Annotated in this window: 21 protein-coding genes; 20 read left to right on the top strand and 1 reads right to left on the bottom strand. The window is 32.2% G+C overall.

All coding sequences use genetic code 11. The annotated features are described in order from the left end of the window. Positions 1 to 34: 34 nt before the first annotated feature. The 13 genes from BB045_RS10925 (at position 35) to BB045_RS10865 (ending at position 15,331) form a co-directional block, all read left to right on the top strand. Positions 35 to 1,534, top strand: a complete 1,500-nt coding sequence (locus BB045_RS10925) for a glycosyltransferase (protein WP_070860954.1) — start codon at positions 35 to 37, stop codon at positions 1,532 to 1,534. A 19-nt stretch (positions 1,535 to 1,553) separates the two neighbouring features. After that, positions 1,554 to 3,722, top strand: coding sequence for a bifunctional glycosyltransferase/CDP-glycerol:glycerophosphate glycerophosphotransferase (locus BB045_RS10920; protein WP_075140761.1), 2,169 nt, complete (start codon positions 1,554 to 1,556; stop codon positions 3,720 to 3,722). 219 nt (positions 3,723 to 3,941) lie between these two features. Further along, entirely contained in the window at positions 3,942 to 5,174 is a 1,233-nt protein-coding gene (locus BB045_RS10915; RefSeq protein ID WP_011276509.1) for a NupC/NupG family nucleoside CNT transporter, read from the top strand. A 491-nt stretch (positions 5,175 to 5,665) separates the two neighbouring features. Continuing rightward, positions 5,666 to 6,499, top strand: coding sequence for a YitT family protein (locus BB045_RS10910; RefSeq protein ID WP_070860953.1), 834 nt, complete (start codon positions 5,666 to 5,668; stop codon positions 6,497 to 6,499). Positions 6,500 to 6,706: 207 nt separating this feature from the next. Continuing rightward, the gene (locus BB045_RS10905) at positions 6,707 to 7,504 is read left to right on the top strand and encodes an ABC transporter ATP-binding protein (protein ID WP_075140760.1); all 798 of its coding nucleotides are present in this window, start codon (positions 6,707 to 6,709) and stop codon (positions 7,502 to 7,504) included. 34 nt (positions 7,505 to 7,538) lie between these two features. Further along, positions 7,539 to 8,543, top strand: a complete 1,005-nt coding sequence (locus tag BB045_RS10900) for a FecCD family ABC transporter permease (protein WP_070860952.1) — start codon at positions 7,539 to 7,541, stop codon at positions 8,541 to 8,543. Continuing rightward, a complete protein-coding gene (locus BB045_RS10895) occupies positions 8,540 to 9,556 on the top strand; it encodes a FecCD family ABC transporter permease (RefSeq protein WP_070860951.1) in 1,017 nt (338 codons plus the stop codon). The genes BB045_RS10900 and BB045_RS10895 overlap by 4 nt, the downstream gene beginning before the upstream one ends. 275 nt (positions 9,557 to 9,831) lie before the next feature. Continuing rightward, positions 9,832 to 10,794, top strand: a complete 963-nt coding sequence (gene dhaK / locus BB045_RS10890) for a dihydroxyacetone kinase subunit DhaK (RefSeq protein WP_075140759.1) — start codon at positions 9,832 to 9,834, stop codon at positions 10,792 to 10,794. A gap of 33 nt (positions 10,795 to 10,827) precedes the next feature. Then, positions 10,828 to 11,409: a dihydroxyacetone kinase subunit DhaL gene (gene dhaL, locus BB045_RS10885; protein WP_070860949.1), complete on the top strand. Its 582-nt coding sequence runs from the start codon at positions 10,828 to 10,830 to the stop codon at positions 11,407 to 11,409. Beyond that, complete coding sequence (gene dhaM / locus BB045_RS10880) at positions 11,406 to 11,786, top strand: dihydroxyacetone kinase phosphoryl donor subunit DhaM (RefSeq protein WP_070860948.1); 381 nt, start codon at positions 11,406 to 11,408, stop codon at positions 11,784 to 11,786. The genes dhaL and dhaM overlap by 4 nt, the downstream gene beginning before the upstream one ends. 144 nt (positions 11,787 to 11,930) lie before the next feature. Then, on the top strand, positions 11,931 to 12,431 hold the full coding sequence (locus tag BB045_RS10875; protein ID WP_070441946.1) for a hypothetical protein: 501 nt from the start codon (positions 11,931 to 11,933) through the stop codon (positions 12,429 to 12,431). Between the two features lie 651 nt (positions 12,432 to 13,082). After that, positions 13,083 to 14,150, top strand: a complete 1,068-nt coding sequence (locus BB045_RS10870) for a YkvI family membrane protein (RefSeq protein ID WP_070860947.1) — start codon at positions 13,083 to 13,085, stop codon at positions 14,148 to 14,150. 134 nt (positions 14,151 to 14,284) lie between these two features. After that, positions 14,285 to 15,331 (top strand): alpha/beta hydrolase, encoded by a 1,047-nt coding sequence (locus tag BB045_RS10865; RefSeq protein WP_075140758.1) that lies wholly within the window; start codon positions 14,285 to 14,287, stop codon positions 15,329 to 15,331. 235 nt (positions 15,332 to 15,566) lie between these two features. On the opposite strand, the gene BB045_RS10860 is transcribed toward BB045_RS10865, so the two are convergent. Beyond that, positions 15,567 to 16,073 (bottom strand): GNAT family N-acetyltransferase, encoded by a 507-nt coding sequence (locus BB045_RS10860; RefSeq protein ID WP_070441937.1) that lies wholly within the window; start codon positions 16,071 to 16,073, stop codon positions 15,567 to 15,569. Between the two features lie 110 nt (positions 16,074 to 16,183). Between BB045_RS10860 and BB045_RS10855 the strand changes: the two genes are divergently transcribed. The 7 genes from BB045_RS10855 (at position 16,184) to BB045_RS10825 (ending at position 23,513) form a co-directional block, all read left to right on the top strand. Continuing rightward, positions 16,184 to 17,107: an NAD(P)H-binding protein gene (locus BB045_RS10855; protein ID WP_075140757.1), complete on the top strand. Its 924-nt coding sequence runs from the start codon at positions 16,184 to 16,186 to the stop codon at positions 17,105 to 17,107. A 14-nt stretch (positions 17,108 to 17,121) separates the two neighbouring features. Beyond that, positions 17,122 to 17,796 (top strand): response regulator transcription factor GraR/ApsR, encoded by a 675-nt coding sequence (graR, locus tag BB045_RS10850; RefSeq protein WP_011276495.1) that lies wholly within the window; start codon positions 17,122 to 17,124, stop codon positions 17,794 to 17,796. Beyond that, the gene (locus BB045_RS10845) at positions 17,789 to 18,829 is read left to right on the top strand and encodes a HAMP domain-containing histidine kinase (RefSeq protein WP_070860944.1); all 1,041 of its coding nucleotides are present in this window, start codon (positions 17,789 to 17,791) and stop codon (positions 18,827 to 18,829) included. The genes graR and BB045_RS10845 overlap by 8 nt, the downstream gene beginning before the upstream one ends. Positions 18,830 to 18,960: 131 nt before the next feature. Then, positions 18,961 to 19,722, top strand: coding sequence for an ABC transporter ATP-binding protein (locus tag BB045_RS10840; protein WP_070860943.1), 762 nt, complete (start codon positions 18,961 to 18,963; stop codon positions 19,720 to 19,722). After that, positions 19,712 to 21,601: an ABC transporter permease gene (locus BB045_RS10835; RefSeq protein ID WP_070860942.1), complete on the top strand. Its 1,890-nt coding sequence runs from the start codon at positions 19,712 to 19,714 to the stop codon at positions 21,599 to 21,601. The genes BB045_RS10840 and BB045_RS10835 overlap by 11 nt, the downstream gene beginning before the upstream one ends. Positions 21,602 to 21,876: 275 nt before the next feature. Then, positions 21,877 to 22,494 (top strand): DUF47 domain-containing protein, encoded by a 618-nt coding sequence (locus tag BB045_RS10830; protein ID WP_070581129.1) that lies wholly within the window; start codon positions 21,877 to 21,879, stop codon positions 22,492 to 22,494. A gap of 14 nt (positions 22,495 to 22,508) precedes the next feature. After that, entirely contained in the window at positions 22,509 to 23,513 is a 1,005-nt protein-coding gene (locus BB045_RS10825; protein ID WP_070581128.1) for an inorganic phosphate transporter, read from the top strand. Positions 23,514 to 23,713: the final 200 nt, after the last annotated feature.

Below are 23,713 nucleotides of genomic sequence, written 5' to 3'. Positions count from 1 at the left end.
CTCACACTTTAAAACTTAAGATTGGAGCATAATTATGTTATATACAATAACTTCCACTTTACCTCCTACACATGGTGGAAGAACAAAATCTTTGTTACATAGAGTAAAGTTTTTAGAAACTCAATTGGGAGAAACTTCTACAATTCTAACGACGAACTATAACGCTAATTATAAAAATGTATATCGAATTTTTAGGAATAAAGAATTAATAACTGAGAATACAAAATTAGACAACATATACGATTGGCTTGCGAATTATAATTTATTAGAGGAACCAGTTGAACCCAGATTATTTAGAAAGTTACCAATTCAAACTAAAGTTAAAATACGTGGGTTAGAGGCCATTCAAGAAGGCGATAACGTTAAATACTATAAAGAAAATGTTTATGTGTTATTTCGCAAATATTATGCGAATAGACAGATTATGAAGTTTGAAGATACAATCAATCCTAATTCACAAAAGGTATCTAAACGTAAGGCATTCACGCTAAATGGCAGATTACATAAAATTGATTACTTTGATGATGTAACGGCAATCAAAACAATGGAAGAATATTATGATAAAAAGGGTAACGTGTACTTAAAGAAACATTTTACGAACGATGAAAAGAACAAATTGATTGATATTCAACATCTATCAATGCACGGTGAGACGCGCACCTTTAATAATGAAAAAGCGTTATTTACTTATTATTATAACCATGTTTTACCTAATGGAAGTGTTGTATTTAATGATGCACGCTTACTCGACAGACCATTGATTGATTGTGAAAATGACATTAAGCGCATATTAATGTTTCATAGCAATCATTTACAAGGGAATAAAGTTCGTCATTCATATAAATTAGCACTAGATAAACAAGAAATAATCGATAAATATATAGTTTTAACAGAATATCAAAAACATGATATTCAATCACAGTTTGGCATAGATGATAATAAAATAGATGTCATACCTCATTTTGTCAGCATAGCGCAATCAAATAGTCGAGATGATGTAGAAGATCAATTTTGCTTTATTGGTAGATTGGCTCAAGAAAAACAAATTGATCATATTATCAAAGCGTTTGATATTTATTTGAAAAAAGGTTATTCATCTACGTTGCTTGTATATGGAAAAGATAAAGAGGGTAATTTAAACAAATTGAAGCAATTGGTTAAAACACTTCAACTTGAAGATAAAGTAATATTCAAAGGACACACTAATCATCCTAAAGAAGTCTTTTCAAAAGTGATAGCTTCACTATTGACAAGTCGGTATGAAGGCTTTGGGTTATCGATTATGGAAAGTATAAACAGCGGTTGCCCTGTTATCTCATATAACGTACGTTATGGACCGAGTGAGTTAATTACTAATCATGAAAATGGTATACTTGTGAAAAAAGATGACATCGAAGGGTTTGCGGATGCAATGGAAATGGCTAGAAATATTCATTTCAAAGATGTAAAATTAAGTGAAAAATTTAGTGTAGAACAAGCATCAAATAATTATCAATCACTCATCGATGACGTAACACATGCGGAGAATAAATAGAAAATTGGAGAGAAATATATTGAATAAATTATCGATTATTATTACGTATTTTAATAATGAAGATTATATTAGTGAGTGTATTCACAGTTTAAAAAGCCAGAGAAATCAAGATTTTGACATTATTGTTGTCGATGATGGTTCAACTGATCGCTCAACAGAAATCTTACAAGAAGCATTAAAATCATATGATAAAGACGTTCACTTCATTCAATTGCAAGAGAATACTGGACATGCACATGCACGAAATGTAGCTTTGGAACAAGCGCATGGTCAATACGTACTATTCCTAGATGCCGATGATCAATTGGCCTCATATGCTGTTGATTACTATCTTCAACATGTGAATGGTTTAGATACACTGATTGCACCAATTCATAAATTTAGAAGTCAACGACCACAGTATGTAGATAAAGATAAAGTACGTTTGCAATATGCTTCTCATCAAAAAAGGCCAAATGCAATTTTGAGAAAAGAATCAGCATGTAATATTTTATTTAAAAATGCCATTATTAAAGCGCATCAGATTCAATTTAATGAATCATTAGATATTTATGCAGATACGTCATTTGTGCTTGAGTATTTAAAATATGCGGAGCGTTTTGTTAGAATTACCAATTTCCCATTCTATTATCGTGGTGAGGTATACGATCCATTTTATGGTAATACATTAAGTGATCAAGATTTTACAAATAAATTTGAAGATCATGTTAATAGTTTCTTTGATGCTATGCAAAGAACGAATGATAAGCGAATTAAAAATTTCCTCATTCAACGAATGAAAAATGAAATTAAAAGTGGATTTGATCCTGCACTTAGAGATATAAAATCTCGATATGTGTCACTTGAAGATGCGCTTATTAAAATTGTTAAAGCTTTAAAATGGAACATCCTAAAAGATGGGAAAGTATTATACAATTTAGAAATATTATTCTTATCAATGGATGATGTTGAAAATGCCAAATATGTTAATGACTTACGAAATAAAACACGTTTAGTTAAAAATATTGTGTTAAATAGCAAGATGAAAGAACGTTCAAAATATCAACTGAGTGATAATGAAGACTTAGTTGACCCGAATACAATTGTATTTGAAGCGTTTGGTGGTAAAAATTATAGCGATAGTCCTAAATATATTTATGAATACATGCAAAAACATTATCCTCATTTAAATTATATTTGGGTCTTTTCAAAACCAGAAAATAACAATATTCCAGGTAATGCTACTAAAGTGAAAAAAGGATCTCAAGCTTATTATGATGCCTATGCTAAAGCGAAATATTGGGTTACAAACGCTAGATTACCTTTATATTTAAATAAAAAAGAGAATCAAATGTATATCCAAACTTGGCACGGAACACCATTAAAACGTTTAGCTAATGATATGAAAGTGGTTAGAATGCCTGGCACGACAACTGCAAACTATAAGAAGAACTTCTATGCTGAAGCATCACGTTGGGATCGTTTAGTATCACCAAATAGATACTCTTCTGATATTTTTAAATCAGCATTTTGGATGGATGAAGACCGTATATGGGAGATTGGTTATCCGAGAAATGATGTATTAGTTAACCGTCAAAATGACACTGAATATATTGAACAAATTAAGCGTGACTTGAATTTACCTGCAGATAAGAAAGTTATCATGTATGCTCCAACTTGGAGAGACGATGAGTTTGTGAAAAAGGGACAATACTTATTTGATTTGAAAATTAATTTAGCTAATCTTCAAAAAGAAATAGGAGATGAGTATGTCATCTTATTAAGAATGCATTATCTAATTGCGAATGCTTTAGATTTACATGGATATGATGACTTTGCGATTGATGTATCAAATTATAATGACATTTCGGAATTATACTTAATTTCTGATGCATTAGTTACTGATTATTCTTCTGTTATGTTTGACTTTGGTATCTTGAAGCGTCCACAATTTTTCTTTGCATACGATATCGAAAAATATGATAAAGGACTTCGTGGTTTCTATATGGATTACATGAACGACCTACCAGGTGAAATTATTACAGACGAGTTTAAATTAGCTGAAGAGTTAAAACAAATTGATCAACATAAAGTGAAATATCAAGATAAGATAGAATCATTTTATAATGATTTTTGTTCTATAGAAAATGGAAAAGCATCTCAATATATTGGTGATTATATTTATAAAGATATTGAGAAAAAATCATAATTAAATTGAAAGTAGAAAGCACTAGAGCAGTAAATTTAACTCTAGTGCTTTCTATTGTACTATTTAAAAAATCTTTATTTTCTCGAACATTACCTCATGGTATAATTAAAAATATATTATTAACAGAACTTTTGGGGTTAATTAGTGAATAAAGTACGGTTCTGTTGTATAGACATGCTATGATATTAATGGCAAAAAAATTAATCAGGTAGGTGCCTTATGTTTTTATTGGTTAACATCATTGGGTTACTTGCATTTTTGGGAATTGCAGTTTTATTTTCAAGAGATCGCAAAAACATCCAATGGAAATCTATTTTAATTCTTGTAGTATTAAACTTGTTTTTAGCATGGTTCTTCGTCTATTTCCAAATCGGGAGAACGATTGTAGAAGGATTAGCTTCAGCAATTGCATGGGTAATTCAATCAGCGCATACTGGAACAGGCTTTGCATTCAGCAGTTTCACTAGCGGTAAACAGATGGATATGGCGATTAGCGCACTCTTCCCAATTCTGCTTGTAGTACCATTATTTGACGTATTAATGTATTTCAATATTTTACCTAAAATTATAGGTGGTATTGGTTGGGTGCTAGCGAAAATTACGCGTCAGCCTAAATTTGAATCATTCTTTGGCATCGAAATGATGTTCTTAGGTAATACTGAAGCTTTAGCTGTATCAAACGAACAATTGAAACGTATGAATGAAATGCGTGTATTAACAGTGGCTATGATGTCAATGAGTTCAATCTCTGGAGCTATTGTTGGTGCATACGTTCAAATGATACCGGGTGATCTCGTATTAACAGCGATACCGCTAAATATTATTAATGCGATAATTGTATCTTCAATTTTGAATCCGGTAAGTGTTGAAGAACAAGAAGACATCATTTATAGCATCAAAAATAATGAAACGGTAGAACGTCAACCTTTCTTCTCATTTTTAGGTGATTCTGTACTTAATGCAGGTAAATTAGTATTAATCATCATTGCATTTGTAATTAGTTTTGTTGCTTTAGCAGACTTAATTGATCGCTTTATAAACTTAATTACAGGTCTAGTCGGTGGATGGATAGGCGTAAAAGGAAGTTTCGGTTTAAATCAAATTTTAGGTTTATTTATGTATCCATTTGCACTTTTACTTGGTTTGCCATGGGGAGAAGCATGGATTGTTGCTCAACAAATGGCTAAGAAGATTGTTACTAATGAATTTGTAGTTATGGGTGAAATTAGTAAAGTCGTTGATTCATATAGCCCTCACAGAAGAGCTGTTATTTCAACATTCTTAGTTTCATTTGCTAACTTCTCTACAATCGGAATGATTGTCGGAACATTAAAAGGGATTGTCGATCAAAAAACATCAGATTTTGTATCTAAATACGTACCAATGATGTTATTAGCAGGTATATTAGTATCATTACTTACTGCAGCGTTTGTCGGATTATTCGCTTGGTAAGAAGATACATAGCATGTTTGACAATTTAAAAGGATCGTGGAACATCATTCAATTTGAATTTCGTTCCACGATTTTTTTGAATTATTTCAGTAGATTTTAGTTAACATGATAAAAACCAAGTATGTAGGGTGAGGAGACACTCTATATACTTGGTTTTTATGGGAAATGAATATTAATGTACTTGTAACGGTAAGGACTAGGTACTGTCACAGTACTTCGAGCAAAATTTGTTTTGTTACTATAAACAACACAAAGGAGATAACTTCTCTTATTAAGAAGTTATACACATTATAGCAAATGTAATCGACAAAGTAAACAAAAAATTCAGAAAATTTATATTTGTTTTTAAATTAGTTCACTTAAACATGATGAAATAGAAATATACCTTGAAAATAATCTAGATATAGACTATTTCTAAAATGCATATTGTAGCTTCACTAGTGATTGTGATAACCTTTTTAATGATATTACATTAAAAGGGGTTGGTGTATGTGAATAAAAATATTAAAGATTTACTTTTAGTTATACTAGGCTCTTTCATATTTTCAGCTGGAGTTAATGCATTCGTTATCTCAGGTAATTTAGGAGAAGGTGGCGTAACAGGTATAGCCATTGTATTATATTATGCGTTTCACATTTCTCCAGCCATCACGAACTTTGTAGCAAATGCACTACTGATCATTGTAGGGTATAAATTTTTAAGTAAAAAAAGTATGTTATTAACTATTGTGGCAACTGTACTTATCTCAGTGTTTTTAAGTTTAACTGAGTCTTGGCACGTCGAAACTGGAAATATCATTATTAACGCTATATTTGGTGGCTCTTGTGTTGGGTTGGGCATTGGTATTATTGTTTTAGCTGGTGGTACAACTGCAGGGACAACGATACTAGCACAAATTGCTAATAAATATTTAGATGTAAGTACTGCATATGCGTTATTGTTTTTTGATTTGATTGTAGTACTCATATCATTAACTGTATTACCATTGCAGATGGCCTTAGTAACAGTTATATCATTATATATAGGTACCAAAGTTATGGAATATGTTATAGAAGGTTTAAATACTAAAAAAGCAATGACAATTATTTCAAGTAATCCTGACCAAGTAGCGAAAGCGATAGATGAACAAGTTGGACGAGGTCTCACAATATTAGATGGTCGAGGCTATTATAGTCGTGAAGAAAAAGACGTATTATATGTTGTCGTTGCAAAAACACAAGTGTCTCGAGCTAAGAAAATTATACGAAAGATTGATGATCAAGCCTTTTTAGTTGTGCATGATGTGAGAGATGTATATGGTAATGGCTTTTTAGCAGATGAATAATGAGAATGAATAAGGTTAGGTGTTTCAATATATTGGTGAAGGTGATATGACGACATCAATTAATGAAATACCTAACCTTTGTTTTGTTGATTACAAATAGTCAGTTATTTACAAAGATGTTATAATACCTCTATTGACTATGATAATTATTATCAATTGGCAAACTCAATCGTACACAAAGTTATTTATTATGAAAGTAGGGGAAGCATGAATCGTTTAAAAGCGCAACAAGTGGAAATTGGATATGGGGATCATACGATTATTAACAATTTAGATGTAGAAATACCAGATGGCAAGGTTACGTCTATCATTGGGCCTAATGGTTGTGGGAAATCTACATTATTAAAAGCATTGTCACGCTTATTAACAATCAAAAATGGCGAAATTCAATTAGATGGTGAAAATATTCATACGCAATCAACTAAAGAAATTGCTAAAAAAATTGCTATATTACCACAAACACCAGAAGTAGCAGATGGTCTTACAGTTGGAGAATTAGTATCTTATGGTCGTTTTCCGCATCAAAAAGGGTTCGGCCGTCTATCTGCTGAAGATAAAAAAGAGATTAATTGGGCTTTAAATGTTACTGGCACATCTGAATTTAGACATCGTTCTATTAATGATTTAAGTGGTGGTCAGCGTCAACGAGTTTGGATTGCGATGGCATTGGCTCAAAAAACAGACATTATTTTCCTAGATGAACCCACAACATATTTAGATATCTCACATCAATTAGAAATTTTAGAATTAGTTCAACAATTAAATAAAGAACAAGGTTGTACCATCATAATGGTCTTACACGACATCAACCAGGCTATTCGTTTTTCTGATCATCTTATCGCTATGAAGAAAGGTGAAATCATTGCTTGTGGCGCTACTGAAGACGTGCTGACTAAAGATATTCTAGAAAAAGTGTTTAATATTGATGTCGTACTTAGTACGGACCCTCGTACAGGTAAACCATTGTTAGTGACCTATGACTTATTCGAACGTAATTATTCATAATATATAGATAAACTGAGAAAAGGGAATTTTTATCATGATGGAGAAAGATAAAAAAGTAAACATAGGTTTTATTGGCTATATTATTTTAGTCTTTGTGTTGTTAGTAGGCGCATTGCTTGTATCTATCTTGATAGGTGAAGCGAAAATTAGTTTTTCAACTATTATGGATGCTATTTTTCATTATAATCCTAAAAATCAACAACATAATATTATTAGTGAGATACGTATACCGCGTGATTTAGGTGCGGTATTAGTTGGAATGGCATTATCAGTTGCTGGTGCTGTTATTCAAGGCGTAACTAAAAACGGACTTGCAGATCCAAGTTTAATAGGTTTAAACTCTGGGGCTTCATTTGCATTGGCGTTAACATTTGCTTTTTATCCGTCAGCACCATTCTTAATGCTCATGTGTGCAGGGTTTTTAGGTGCGATGTTGGGTGGCTTTATTGTCTTAACAATAGGTCGATCTAGACGTGATGGCTTCAATCCTATGAGAATCATTTTAGCAGGTGCTGCTGTAAGTGCACTTTTAACGGCTTTGAGTCAAGGTATTGCTTTAACATTTAAGCTGAATCAAACACTTACTTTCTGGACTGCTGGTGGTGTTTCAGGTACGACTTGGAAACAACTTATGTGGAGCGGACCTGTTATTATCATTGCTATTGTTATCATCATAACAATGAGTAAACAATTAACGATTTTAAATTTAGGAGAGACACTTGCTAAGGGCTTGGGACAAAATATCACGTTGATTCGTGGATTAAGTTTGTTCTTAACAATGATATTAGCGGGGGTAGCCGTTTCAATGGTAGGACAAATTGCTTTTGTTGGCTTGATGGTGCCTCACATTGTCAGATTCTTAGTAGGCACAGACTACGCAAAGGTATTACCATTAACAGCTTTAACAGGCGGTTTACTTATGATTTTAGCTGATACTGTTGCACGAATGTTAGGTGAAGCGCCAGTGGGAGCGATTATTTCATTTATCGGTGTACCTTACTTCTTATACTTAGTTAAAAGAGGGGGGCGCACAATATGATTCATCCTAAATTAAGACGAAAACAAATCGTTACTTTAGTAATTTTTTCAATATTATTATTAGTCGCATGTACATGGAGTGTGTCTTCAGGAGAATATAAAATTCCGGTTGATCATTTTTTAAAGACGCTCATAGGTCAAGGTGAATATTATGATCAATTAATCTTAATGGAATTTCGTTTTCCACGAATGTTAATTACTATTTTAGCAGGTGCTGCGTTAAGTTTAAGTGGTGCTATTATTCAAAGTGTCACTAAGAATCCAATTGCGGAGCCAGGTATTTTAGGTATTAATGCTGGCGGTGGTTTCGCCATAGCGCTATTTATTTCAATAGGACATATTAACCCTGATAATTTTGTGTATGTGTTACCAGTGATTAGTGTCATTGGTGGTGTAGCTACTGCAATTGTTATCTTTTTATTTAGTGTGAACAAGAGAGATGGCATTACACCTTCAAGTATGGTGCTAATTGGTGTAGGCATGCAGACAGCCTTATACGGTGGTTCTATTACGCTTATGTCTAAATTTAATGAAGATCAGTCAGAATTTATTGCTACTTGGTTTGCTGGTAATATCTGGGGTGATGACTTTACATTTGTAATTGCAACTATTCCATGGCTTATCATTATTATTCCATTTCTTTTATATAAATCTAATGTGCTGAACTTAATTAATACACATGAGCATATTGCAAAAGGACTTGGTGTTAAGGTTGAACGTGAACGTGTAATTTTATTCTTTATTGCTGTTGTTTTATCATCAATTGCCGTGGCTGTTGCAGGTGCTATTACATTTATTGGTTTAATGGGACCACACATTGCAAAATCAATTATTGGACCGCGTCATCAACTATTTTTACCAATTTCAATTATTATAGGTGCCTTCTTACTTGTTTTATCAGATACCATTGGTAAGGTTATTCTTGAACCGACAGGGGTACCTGCTGGTATTGTAGTTGCTATTATAGGCGCACCTTATTTCATTTATTTAATGTATAAATCTAAAAGTATTTAAAAATTGGTGCATTGAATAGTGATGCTGAAGGATAAAATATATGTAAGACATCGTTTCTAATTAGTTAAATATTAAACTTTTTACGATTGTAGTAATCTTCGTGGGAGTGGACAGACCTTATTAATGAATTTTACGCTGAAATTCTCTGTGTTTGGATAAGGACAAATTCTGTTCCATTTCCACTTTTTTATTAAAGTCGATTTATATGTAAATGATAGCGCATACATTGCGCTTGATTTATAATTAAATTGATAGGCCAAAGGAGGAGGTTACATATGAAAAAGCTAATAAAACAAAAAGAAAACTTTTTAAAAGATATGCTAGACGGTTTAAAAATAGCAAATAATGATATCGAAATCATTGCAGAAACTGTTGTCGTGCGACGTAAAAAGAAATCTAAAGGCGTAGCGATTGTTTCAGGTGGCGGTAGTGGACATGAACCGGCTCATGCAGGTTATGTTGCGCAAGGGATGCTTGATGCGGCGGTTTGCGGAGAAGTATTTACTTCACCAACACCTGATAAAGTGTTAGAAGCAATTAAGGCTGTCGATACTGGTGATGGTGTTTTATTAATTGTTAAAAATTATGCTGGCGATGTAATGAACTTTGAAATGGCGCAAGAAATGGCAGAAATGGAAGATATTCAAGTAGAGATGGTTGTCGTTAAAGATGACATATCAGTGTCTGAAGAAACGCAAAGACGTGGTGTTGCAGGCACAGTATGCGTTCATAAATATGTAGGCTATTTAGCTGAACAAGGTTTAGTTCTACAGGATATTAAAGAAAAAGCGGAAACAATAGCTTCACAAATTAAAAGTATTGGTATGGCACTGACACCACCAATGGTTCCGACAACAGGCCAATATGGATTTGATATTAATGATGAGGATATAGAAATTGGGATAGGTATTCATGGGGAAAAAGGAATTGAACGAATACACTATGAAGAAATCGATAGTATCGTTGAACGGTTATTAAGCCGATTACTTAAAGAAAATCAAGAGCAATCATTAATCGTTATAGTTAATGGGATGGGTGGTACACCACTATCAGAGTTAAATATTGTGACTAAATATTGTTCGCTTTATTTAGAAAAACAAAATAGAGATGTAGCGCAATGGTTTGTTGGTGACTATATGACTTCATTAGATATGCAAGGTTTTTCAATCACACTACTTCCTAATAATGAAGAACTACTCAAAGCTTTACAAGCACCTACTACGTCTCGCTACTTTTAAAAAGAAAACTACATTCAACTGAGGTGATTAAAAATGGATGTTAAAGATATGAAACAACGATTATTAAATTTAGAGGCAGTGTTTTCAGAGAAAGAAACATTATTAACGGATTTAGATAGAGCAATTGGTGATGGCGATCATGGTGTCAATATGTTGCGTGGATTTAAAAGTTTGAAAGATAAGATAGATGATAGTAGTATGTCATCGCTATTTAAATCTACCGGTATGGCATTAATGTCAAATATTGGTGGTGCATCTGGTCCATTATATGGATTTAGCTTTGTTAAGATGGCTAATGTTGTTAATGATGAAATGGATAAAGAAAATTTAAAAGCTGTTGTTACTGAATTTGCTATTGCGATTGCCCAGAGAGGTAAAGTACAACGAGATGAGAAGACTATGTTTGATGTTGTAGATCGAGCGCGTGAAGCTTTAGAAAATGATGAAACAATCACATTAGAGATACTACAACAATTTGCTACTGATACGAAAGAGATAGAAGCTACAAAAGGACGTGCAGCATACTTTAAAAAGGATTCAATAGGTTATATCGATCCTGGTGCTCAAAGTATGGTTTACGTATTAAGTGCACTGATTGGAGATGAGATTGAATGACAACAATTATAATTATCAGCCATAGTGAAGACATTGCGAATGGTACTAAAGCATTGCTTAATCAGATGGCGCAAGATGTTAACGTTATAGCTCACGGCGGTGTCGATGGAGGTATAGGTACATCATTTGATGATATTCAAAATATTATCAATAACTTAGATGATGACGCATTGTGCTTTTATGATCTAGGTTCTTCTGAAATGAATTTAGATTTAGCAATTGAGATGTATGAAGGACCACATCATGTTAAGAAGATAGATGCACCAATAGTAGAAGGTAGTTTTACTGCTGCAGTGAAACTCTCAGTTGGCGGAACAACTGATGAAGCGATACAAGAAGTCGGTCAAACTTCATTTAAAGAAAATACATTTGACTAATGTTTAAATAATCTGGGTGAATATAATAATCAAATAAATGCGCAAAATAAATTTTACAATTAAGTAATTTATAAAATGAAAATGACAAATGATTGTGATAAAATAGATTATTATAGTAAAGCGAGAGAGTAGGTGGACAAGGTCATGCAAAGTAGCATCAAGGAATACGTTTTAAGTGGAGAATTTGAACAAGTTAGACAACTAATGACCAAAGCAGACTTTTTAGATTTTGAAGAAGCCTACATTTCATGTGCACATGAAAATGAAAGCATGATGTTTTATACTTGTATTTTAGATATGATTAAATTTGAAGAAACGTCTGAATTGCATGATTTAGCATTTCTATTACTTGTCTATCCTCTAAGTGAGATAGAAGGGGCATTGGATTCTGCTTATTACCATGCACAAGCGTCCATTCAGTTGACGAATGGTAAAGAAATTAAGAGTCTATTACAAATGTTATTATTACATGCCATTCCAGAACCTGTTATTACTGATACTGAAGCTTTCAAAGTTGCTAAACAAATTTTGAAATTAGATCCAAGTAATCATGTTGCAAGAAATGCACTTAAAGAAACAGCTAAACGTATGGATAATGTTGTTATTGATATTAATGAATTACAACAATATGGAAATTCTAATTAATCAGCATGTAAATGATTGCATCATTGTACAAATAATTACTTTCTAGATTTTATATATGGTAGTGGGACAGAAATAGTATTTTTCAAAATTTATTTCGTTGTATCCCCAGCTTGCTTAGCTTGTAGAATTTCTTTAGGAAATTCTCTTTGTTGGGGCCGCCTACCAGGTAAGGATGACTAGGTTTGAGAAAACTTGATTCAAGGTCAATTTCAAATCAGTCAGCTATTGCCAAATTGGTAAAAAAGTCTGAGACATTTAATTTTGTCTCAGCCTTTTTAATTCAAGTCATTTTTAAATTTAATTATTTATTTAAAAAAACTAATGACTAGTGCGATAATAGCCAATATTAAACCTGCAATTACTCCTAAACTTATTTTTTACCTCCTCTATAATGATCGCTATTATTTGTTTAAAGATGTAGATATGATGTTCACCATTAATCTAAAATTAAATATGATTTACTAGTTACTTATTTATGAGAAATAAGATAATCATAATAATTTTTAAAGAATTTTAAATCCTTAACAAGTGTATATAGCATAGTGTTTATAGCCGATAAACGCCGGTTCGTAACCTTTATGCACTGTTGCATATTATTTGAAGTGCGTTATAATGCACAATGTGTCAAATTTAAGGAGGTTATATTTTCGCATGGGATTAAATAAAGAAGCTGTAAAAATTGGTTTCGCCTATGTCGGCATTGTAGTAGGTGCCGGATTCTCAACTGGACAAGAAGTTATGCAATTCTTTACACCGTATGGTTTATGGTCTTATATTGGTGTACTTATTTCAGGTTTGATTCTTGGTTTTATAGGTAGACAAGTTGCTAAAATAGGTACAGCATTTGAAGCTACGAATCATGAGTCAACATTAAAATATTTATTCGGAGAAAAGTTTAGTAAAATCTTCGATTATATATTAGTATTCTTCTTATTTGGTATAGCAGTCACTATGATTGCAGGGGCAGGTTCAACATTCCAAGAGAGTTTTGGCATACCTACGTGGTTAGGTGCCTTAATTATGACTATTGTCATTTATTTAACATTATTATTAGACTTTAACAAAATCGTGAGGGCACTTGGTATCGTTACACCATTCTTAATAATTATGGTAATACTTATTGCCATTTACTACTTATTTGCAGGTAGCGTTCCTTTAAATGAAGTTAACAGTACTGTTGATAAAACAAGTGTATTTTGGGGTATAGTTAGAGGATTAATGTATGGTGGTCTAGCTTTTGCAGTGGGATTTAGTACAGTTGTTGCAATTGGAGGCGACGCTTCTAAACGTAAAGTTTCAGGTGGAGGTGCAATGTTTGGCGGTGTGATTTACACTATCTTACTTGCTCTAATTAACTTTGCACTACAATCTGAATATCCTAAAATCAAAGATGCTGAAATTCCAACAATAACATTAGCTAATGCTATTCATCCATGGATTGGTCTTGTTCTAACTGTCATCATGTTAGCAGTTATGTACAATACAATCTTAGGGCTATGCTATTCATTCGCAGCACGTTTTACAGAACCATATAGTAAAAAGTATCACATCTTTATCATTATTATGATGATTGCTGCATTTATTTTAAGCTTTGTAGGTTTCGCAGACTTAATTAACTTCTTATATAACATTATGGGTGTTGTTGGTCTGTTTATCGTAGTTGCAGTATTAATTAAATACTATGTACGTAAGAGTGATAATAAAGATCATATAGCATAGATTTAAAATAGCAATACTTTACAATTGAAAGTGAATGTTTTAATCTTAAAAGCAATTCGTATGATTATACGGGTTGCTTTTTCTATTAAATGAATAAGCAAACTTTCTATAATCAATTGAAAGGAACGTAGGGAATGAATACTCAGAAAAAATGGACGATCATCACAGGTGTCATTATAGTGATTGTGAGTGTTGTAGTTGCTTGGGGACTATACCACCATCAACAAGAGAGTGAGAAGAAAAAACAACAACGTGAAAAAGTTCAAATTAATAATCCTAACGTCAAATTATTTCAAAATATTACCTATAATAATCATCTTCCTGAAAGCCAACTCGACATTATGATGCCTGACGATATAGACAAGGATACTAAATTGCCAGTTATCTTCTGGATGCATGGAGGGGGTTATGTTGCAGGTGATAAACAATATAAAAATCCATTGCTATCGCAAATTGTGGAACAAGGCTATGTAGTAGTGAATGTTAACTATGCTTTAGCACCTAATTATAAATATCCTACGCCACTCATTCAATTTGATGATGCAATTCAATTTATTAAGCATAGTAAAGACCGCTTCCCAATTGATTTAGATCAAGTTGTTATAGGCGGTGACTCTGCCGGTGCACAACTTACAAGTCAATATGTTGCTATGCAAACAAATAGTTCACTACGAAGTGAAATGGGATTTGAACAGCGTTTTACACCATCACAAATAAAAGGCGCTATCTTTTTCGGTGGTTTTTATGATATGAAGACAGTTAGAGAAACGGAATTCCCAAGAATTCAAATGTTTATGCATAGTTATACTGGTGCAACAAAATGGGAATCAGAATTTAAAAATATTTCTCAAATGTCAACAATTAATCAAGTGACTAAAGATTATCCTTCAACGTATCTATCAGTAGGTGATGCTGATCCTTTCTACAGTCAAAATATTGAATTTTACCGTAAGTTGAAGGAAGAAGGCATTCCTGCTAGTACATTGTTCTATAATGGTTCACATCATTTACATCATCAATATCAATTTCATTTAGAGAAGCCAGAATCTAAAGAGAATATGAAACGTGTACTCGCATTCTTAAGCAGAAATACTTCATCATCTGGTGTAGAACAAAATCAGCAATCTCCATTTGATGGTTCTACGAGTTCGGATAAAAGTTTCTCATTATCACCTTACTAACCACGATGAAGTGATAAAATTATCAAACTTTATTAGTGACAACACTATAGCTAAGAATAAAAGGCTTATTTCCTAAATGTTAAATCATTAAGGAAGTAAGCCTTTTTAATTTCTATTAATCTATGATAGTGCTATTTAATTACTATAGGTATATTGTTATTTAATCTAACATTTTAGTAATGTTGTTTAATATTATTGAGACTAGAGTATAATATAATGATATTAAATTTAAATACTAAATAAGCAGTTTGGCCATGACATATTTATTGAAGTATTGACCATTAATGTATAGCTTATCATTTAATTCGCCCTCAATATTAAATCCAGCAGCTTTAAAGAGTTCAACTGCGCGCGCGTTTTCAGGGACAACGGAAGCTTCGATACGCCTAATATCATGGTTGATTGACCAAGCTTCAGTCGCATTTACTAAGGCCATACCTATGCCATGTTTCTGATATAGTTGTCTAACACCAATTGTGATAACTGCTTCGTGACGTTTGCGCTCAAAATCTTCAGTTGTAATGAATGCGTAACCAACCAGTTGATCATCTTGCTCTGCAACATAAACAGTATTTCTTGGAGAAGTGATAATGCGTTCTAAACGATCACTAACACTTGAGATGCTGGGCGTATATTCACCCGGGTTATATAATGTATATTCAGATTCATCATAAATTTTACTTAATAATTTAATAAAGTCTTCAACGTCTTTTATACTAATTTCACGAATAATATGAGCCATAAGGCTTCCTCCCAAATTAATAAACTATTGTGTCTTACGTGGTATTATAGCAATAAATCTTAGATATACATAAAATAAAAAACTTTTAAACTAAAGGGGTAATCTTAAATATGAAACCGAATGTACTATTAGCAGGTGGTAGTGGTTATATTGGTAAGTATATAAGTAGTGTTATTGAAAAAGATGCAAACATATATGCCCTATCAAAGTATCCAAATACTAAAAAAGAAGATAATGATCGAATTATTTGGTTGAAAAGAGATATTTATAATTATACTGATGTTGTAAAAGGTATGGAAGGTATGGACATTGCTGTTTTTTATTTAGATCCTAATAAGAATTCAGCAAAATTAACGCAAGCAACGGCACGAGATTTAAATTTGATCGCCGCAGATAACTTTGCCAGAGCAGCAGCTCAACAAGGTGTGTCTAAAATAGTATATATAAGTGGTAGTCGATTTGATAGTGAGACAGTACAAAGGCTAGAGAATTACGGTGTTCCTGTGGAAAAGACAAACACACAAATTAAACGACCGCATATAAATGCTGAATTACAGATGTCTAAATATGATGATATAAGAACAGCGATGCGAATGATATTACCTAGGAAATGGACATTATCCTATTTAGTAGACTACTTTATGAAATGGCTTAATGATACACGTGGTACATTCATGCACACATATAAAGATAATGATAGATACATTGTTTATGCACGAAAAAAGTCTAAACCATTATTAATTATGGAAAAAGTTGAAAACGACTCGGGACTTATAACATTACACTTGATTTCAGGTTCAATGATAAAATCTAATCAAAAGAAACAAGGTAAATTAGAATTTAGGCAAATTAAAGGGACAAGATTGGTCATTGTTCATTTATATGATTATATTCCGAAATTACTATGGCCAATTTACTACTTCGTTCAAGCACCATTACAAGGTTTGATTATGCGAGGGTTTGAAATTGATTGCCGAATTAAACATTTTAACGGACGGGTTCAATCAGGGGAAAAAATGAAATATACAAAATAATAGGTGATAAAGTGATGCAAGTATTATTAGTAGAAGATGATCAAACACTCTTCCAAGAATTGAAAAAAGAATTAGAACATTGGGATTTCTTTGTGACAGGTATAGATGATTTTAGTGCAGTAATGGATATTTATGAAGAAACAAATCCTGAGATTGTTATTATGGATGTTCAATTACCTAAATACGATGGGTTTTATTGGTGCAGAAAGATTAGACAAGTATCTAATGTCCCCATCTTATTCTTATCATCACGTGATAATCCGATGGACCAAGTTATGAGCATGGAATTGGGAGCCGATGATTATATGCAAAAACCATTCCATACAAACGTCTTAATAGCTAAATTGCAAGCCATTTATCGACGTGTTTATGAATTTGGAGCAGAAGAAAAGAGAACATTGAATTGGCAAGATGCACTTGTGGATTTATCAAAAGATAGTATTCAAAAAGGTGATTCAGTTATCTATTTATCGAAGACTGAAATGATTATTTTAGAAATGTTAATTCAAAAACAAAATCAAATTGTTACTAGAGATACCTTAATTACTGCGCTATGGGATGATGAAGCGTTTGTAAGTGATAATACGTTAACTGTTAACGTTAACCGTTTGCGTAAAAAATTATCTGATATCGGTATGGATACACAGATCGAAACTAAAGTAGGTAAAGGTTACATGGCACATGAGTAACTTGAAGTGGTTTTGGTTATTCCTCAAAACGCGAAGTAACTGGATTTTTTGGATTGTGTTTCTACATGTGATTTTATTAGGTATGGCTTACATTGATTATGATATTTCCATCGAGAGTATAGGATTTATAGTAACTTTAAATCTCGGTCTTACAGCGATGTTTTTAATTTTTACTTTTTTAAAAGAAGTAAAGCTATATCAACATTTATATAATAATAAAGAAATTGAAGAAATTAAGCATAAAGATTTAGCGGAAGATCCGTTTCAAAAGGAAGTTGTTAATTATCTTTATCGCAAATTAACGAGTCAAAAGGAATGTGTTGTTGAACAACAATTACACATACAATCGACAGAACAATCTCTAACAGAATTTGTTCATGATATTAAAACACCTGTGACAGCGATGAAGTTGTTAATCGATCAAGAAGAAGAGGGGACACGTAAAAAGTCATTATTGTATGAATGGGCACGTATTAATGAGTTGTTAGATAAGCAACTTTATTTAACGCGTTTAGAGTCTAAAAATAGAGACATGTATTTTGAAGAGACATCACTGAAGCGTCTTGTGATTGATGAGATCCAATTAACACGTCACATTAGCCAAGCCAAAGGTATAGGCTATGATTTGGATTTAGAAACAAACTTAGATGTATACACGGATGTGAAGTGGTGTCGCATGATGATTCGCCAAATTTTATCTAACTCATTAAAATATTCTCAAGAACAAGATATTATTATTCGTTCTTATACAAATGATGGTCATGTAGCATTAGAAATTAAAGATTTTGGTAGAGGTATCAGTCACAAGGATTTACCACGTATATTTGAGCGTGGTTTCACTTCGACTGCGAATCGTAATGAGACAACTTCTTCAGGAATAGGGCTATATCTGGTTAACAGTGTAAAAGATCAATTAGGTATTAATGTTCAAGTAGAATCTACAGTGGGACAGGGGACTACTTTTGTATTAACTTTTCCAAAACAGAATGAATTGATGGCCCGTATGACCCAAGTGACAACAATGTTACCTTAAAACTTAGATTTGTTACTCCATCTTCATTTCATCAAAAGCGATAACTTTTATAATTAAACTGATTAAAGTAGTGAGATGTTTCTAAAGTAAACGCACATGCAGATAAAATGAATGGCGAGGTGAATAAAACCGTGGCAATATTACAGGCAAAGCAAATTGCCAAAACTTATGGAAATAAACAAACTGAACAAGAAGTTTTAAAAGATATAGATCTGTCAATTGAAGCGGGAGAGTTTGTAGCTATCATGGGGCCATCGGGATCAGGCAAGACAACGTTATTAAACGTGTTAAGTTCAATTGACTATTTAACACATGGTTCTATTATTTTAGATGGTCAACAATTAGAGAAATTATCTAATAAAGTGTTGTCTGAAATTAGAAAAAAAGATATTGGTTTTATTTTTCAAGAATATAATTTATTACATACGTTAACAGTTAAAGAAAACATCATGTTACCTTTATCAGTTCAAAAGTTAGATAAAAAAGAAATGAATGAACGCTATCAACGTATTACACAGGCTTTAAATATTTTTGAAATTAGTGATAAATATCCATCAGATATTTCTGGTGGACAGCGACAAAGAACATCCGCAGCGCGTGCATTTATTACGTATCCTAAGATTATTTTCGCGGATGAGCCAACAGGGGCACTTGATTCTAAAAATACTCGCGATTTATTACAACGTTTTCAAAAAATCAATGAACTTTATAACGCAACGATAGTAATGGTAACGCATGATCCTTTGGCAGCAAGCTTCTCAGAGCGTGTGATTATGTTAAAAGACGGGCAGATATTTACTGAAATTTATCAAGGTGAAGACGATAAAAATGTCTTTCACAAGGAGATCTTACGTGCGCAAAGTATATTAGGTGGCATGATGTATGAGTTTTAGTCAAATTATATGGAAGAACTTTCAACAGAATATAATTCATTACGCGATTTATATCTTTTCACTTGTATTAAGTATCGTGTTGTTTTTTAGTTTTATAACAATTAAGTATGTGCACCATTTAAATGTGCATCAATCGTTGTCAATGATACAACAAGGAACACAAGTGGGGAGTTATTTTTTATTTATCATTATTGTTGTATTTATTATGTATACGAATATGTTGTTTATTAAACGACGTAGCTATGAATTCGGATTATTGCAAACGATTGGTTTAGGTAAAAAGAGTATTATTTATATGCTAATGCTTGAACAATTACTTATTTTTATTATAACCGCGATATTAGGTATGATTATCGGTATTTTAGGATCAAAAATACTATTAATGATTGTTTTAAAATTATTAGGTATACATACTTCTGTATCAATCATTTTTAGTTTTCAAGCGATTGCGCAAACTTTATTTATACTTGTCATTGCTTATATACTTATCATTATTCAAGCGTCTATTTATTTAAGTAAATCTTCAATTAAAAGTTTAATGGCCTCTCAAGACAGTAAAGAAGATAGTCACATCACACTTACATTAGGAGAAGTTATATTAGGTGTTTTAGGTATTGTATTGATATTAACAGGTTATTATTTATCGACACGTTTTGTCGAGATTGTAGATGATGTGATACTACCGTTTGTTATTCTAATTCTTACTGTTTTAGGAACTTACTTTTTCTTTCGAAGTACGATTTCTCTCATTTTAAAGACGATTAGATATCTTAAAGGTGGTAATGTTTCTGTAAATGATGTTATTTTTACATCATCACTCATGTTTCGAATTAGAAAAAATGCATTTTCATTAACTGTAATGGCAATCATTTCAGCAATAACTGTATCTGTATTGTGTTTCGCTGCGATTAGTAGGGGCTCTTTGACAAATGAAGTTCTATTAGAATCTCCTCATGAAGTTACACTGAAAGAAGAAAAATTAGCTAATGAATTAGGTTTTGAATTAAATCGGCATCATATTCCTTACCATTACGACTTTAAACAAGTTGTTTATTCTCAACTATACAAAGATCATTTATTTGATAAAAATCAGGTGCAACCATACGCGATTACTGTAACGAGTGAAAAATATTTCCCTAATGTTTCTATAGAGAAAGGTGAGGCTAATTTAATTATGCCTGAAGGGTTAATTCATGATTTATCGAATCATACACCCCATGGTACGGCTTCTATAGGAACTAAAAAGCATCATGCAAATATTAAATTGAATAAAGTGATGGATAAAATTTATTTTAAACAGAGTATTGACTTAGGAGGTCCTACTTTAGTTTTAAATGATACAGATTATAACTATTTGAAAGCACATGCGAAAAATAAATATATCGTTTCACAATATGGTTTTGATTTAAAACATAAAAGAGATATACCAAAACTTGAGAGTATAACAAAGGGTCTTGATGGTAATGTTCAAACGCGTAGTGAAGTGGTGAGCGAAGTATCAAGTTTGACTGGAATATTGTTATTTGTAACATCATTTTTAGGAATTGCATTTTTAATCGCTACAGGGTGTATTATTTACATTAAACAAATTGATGAAACAGAAGATGAGTTAGAAAGTTATTCTGTATTACGTAAATTAGGTTTTATTCAAAAAGACATGGCAAAAGGGTTAAAACTCAAAGTGGCATTTAATTTTGGTATACCACTAATTATTGCCTTACTACATTCTTACTTTGCGGCAGTGGTCTTTATGAAGGTTATAGGCTTTGATAATAAAGTTCCTATTTTCGTTGTAATGGGTATTTATACAATCATTTATAGTATTTTTGCAGTTATCGCCTATAATCACTCTAAAAGAACGATTAATCACTCAATTTAAGTCAATATTTATCTAATATTTCGTATTTGTAAAGAATTTGTAAATGTAATTGTGGTTATGTAAATTCTGTGATATTTTCAAATAGGGACAAATTCAGTAATGGAGTATTACGTGAATAACAGTAAAACATTATATTTACATAAAATTTACAAATAGTCAGAAAATAGACTCTTTGAATGTTCTTATTGTAAATGTATTCTTTATCTAAAGTTGTCTTACAATAATAAAAATTTACAAATGTGATTGGAAACGATCGCTATAATGGAGGCTTTATAATGTTTACTAAGAAAAAGGATAAGTTCATGGTTCAATTAGAGGAAATGGTATTTAATTTGGACCGTGCTGCAGTTGAATTCGGGAAAATGGATTTCAATACGCACTTAGATTTAAAAGCTTATTCTGACAATATCAAGACATATGAGTCACATGGTGACGAATTAATGCATCAAGTTATTGCGGATTTAAATCAAACATTTATTACGCCAATTGAACGTGAAGACATTCTATCTTTATGTAATGCAATTGATGACGTTCTTGACGCAATGGAAGAAACTTCAGCAATGTTTGAAATGTATTCAATTGAATATACAGATGAATACATGGCAGAATTCGTAGAAAATATCCAAAAAGCAGTAGCGGAAATGAAATTAGCTGTTGGTTTATTAGTTGAGAAGAAATTATCTCACATGCGCATTCATTCTATTAATATTAAAGAATTTGAAACAAATTGTGATGGCATTTTACGTCAATCTATTAAACACATTTTCAACAGTGAAACAGATCCAATCACACTAATTAAAATAAAAGATATTTATGAAAGCATGGAAGAAATAGCAGATAAATGTCAAGTTGTAGCAAATAATTTCGAAACGATTATTATGAAAAATAGCTAAGGGAGTTTTAATTTATGGAATATGTATTAATTATCACTATAGCTATCGTTATATTTTCTTTAATCTTTGACTTTATCAATGGATTCCATGATACAGCCAACGCGATTGCTACAGCAGTATCGACACGTGCATTGACGCCTAGAACTGCAATATTTTTAGCGGCAATTATGAACTTTATCGGTGCTTTAACATTTACTGGTGTTGCTGGTACAATCACAAAAGATATTGTTGATCCATTTAAATTACATAATGGTTTAGTAGTTGTATTAGCCGCTATTTTAGCAGCAATCATTTGGAATTTATTAACATGGTTTTATGGTATTCCAAGTTCATCATCTCACGCATTAATAGGTTCAATCGCTGGTGCAGCGATTGCAGCACAAGGATTTGGTGTACTTCACTATCAAGGTTTTACTAAGATTATTATTGTTTTAATCATTTCACCAATTATTGCATTTTGTGTTGGATTCATTATGTACACGATTGTTAAAATTATCTTTAAAAATGCTAACCTTACTCGAGCGAATCGTAATTTCCGATTCTTCCAAGTATTTACAGCAGCATTGCAATCGTTCTCACATGGTACGAACGATGCACAAAAATCAATGGGTATCATTACATTAGCTTTAATCGTTGCTAATATTCAAGATCCAACAAACGTTGAGCCGGCATTATGGGTAAAAGTTGCCTGTGCAACTGCAATGGGTCTAGGTACTGCAATGGGTGGATGGAAAATTATTAAAACAGTAGGCGGAAACATTATGAAAATTCGCCCAGCAAATGGTGCTGCTGCTGACTTATCATCAGCATTAACAATATTTGTAGCTTCATCATTACATTTCCCATTATCTACTACACACGTTGTATCATCATCAATTCTTGGTGTAGGTGCTTCTAACAGAGCTAAAGGTGTTAAATGGAACACTGCACAACGTATGATAATTACATGGGTTATTACATTACCAATCTCTGCGATTTTAGCAGCATTGATATTCTGGGTTATGAACATTTTCTTATAATATAGGCTCTATAATAAATTGGACTGATGACTAAAAATCATCAGTCCAATTTTTATGTTTGAATACAAAAATGGCGCAATTACCTCTATAATTATTAGCTACCAAACAAAATAAAAAAGAAAGGTAATGCGCCTATGTGTAAGTCTATATTAAATACATTAAGAATTAAAGATAAAAATCTAAATTTTTCAGATGAAGTG

It is taken from the genome of Staphylococcus sp. MB377, assembly GCF_001922505.1.
Taxonomy (GTDB): Bacteria; Bacillota; Bacilli; order Staphylococcales; family Staphylococcaceae; genus Staphylococcus; species Staphylococcus haemolyticus.
The sequence above is the reverse complement of the archived record's forward strand: the minus strand, read 5'-3'. Positions and strand labels throughout refer to the sequence as shown.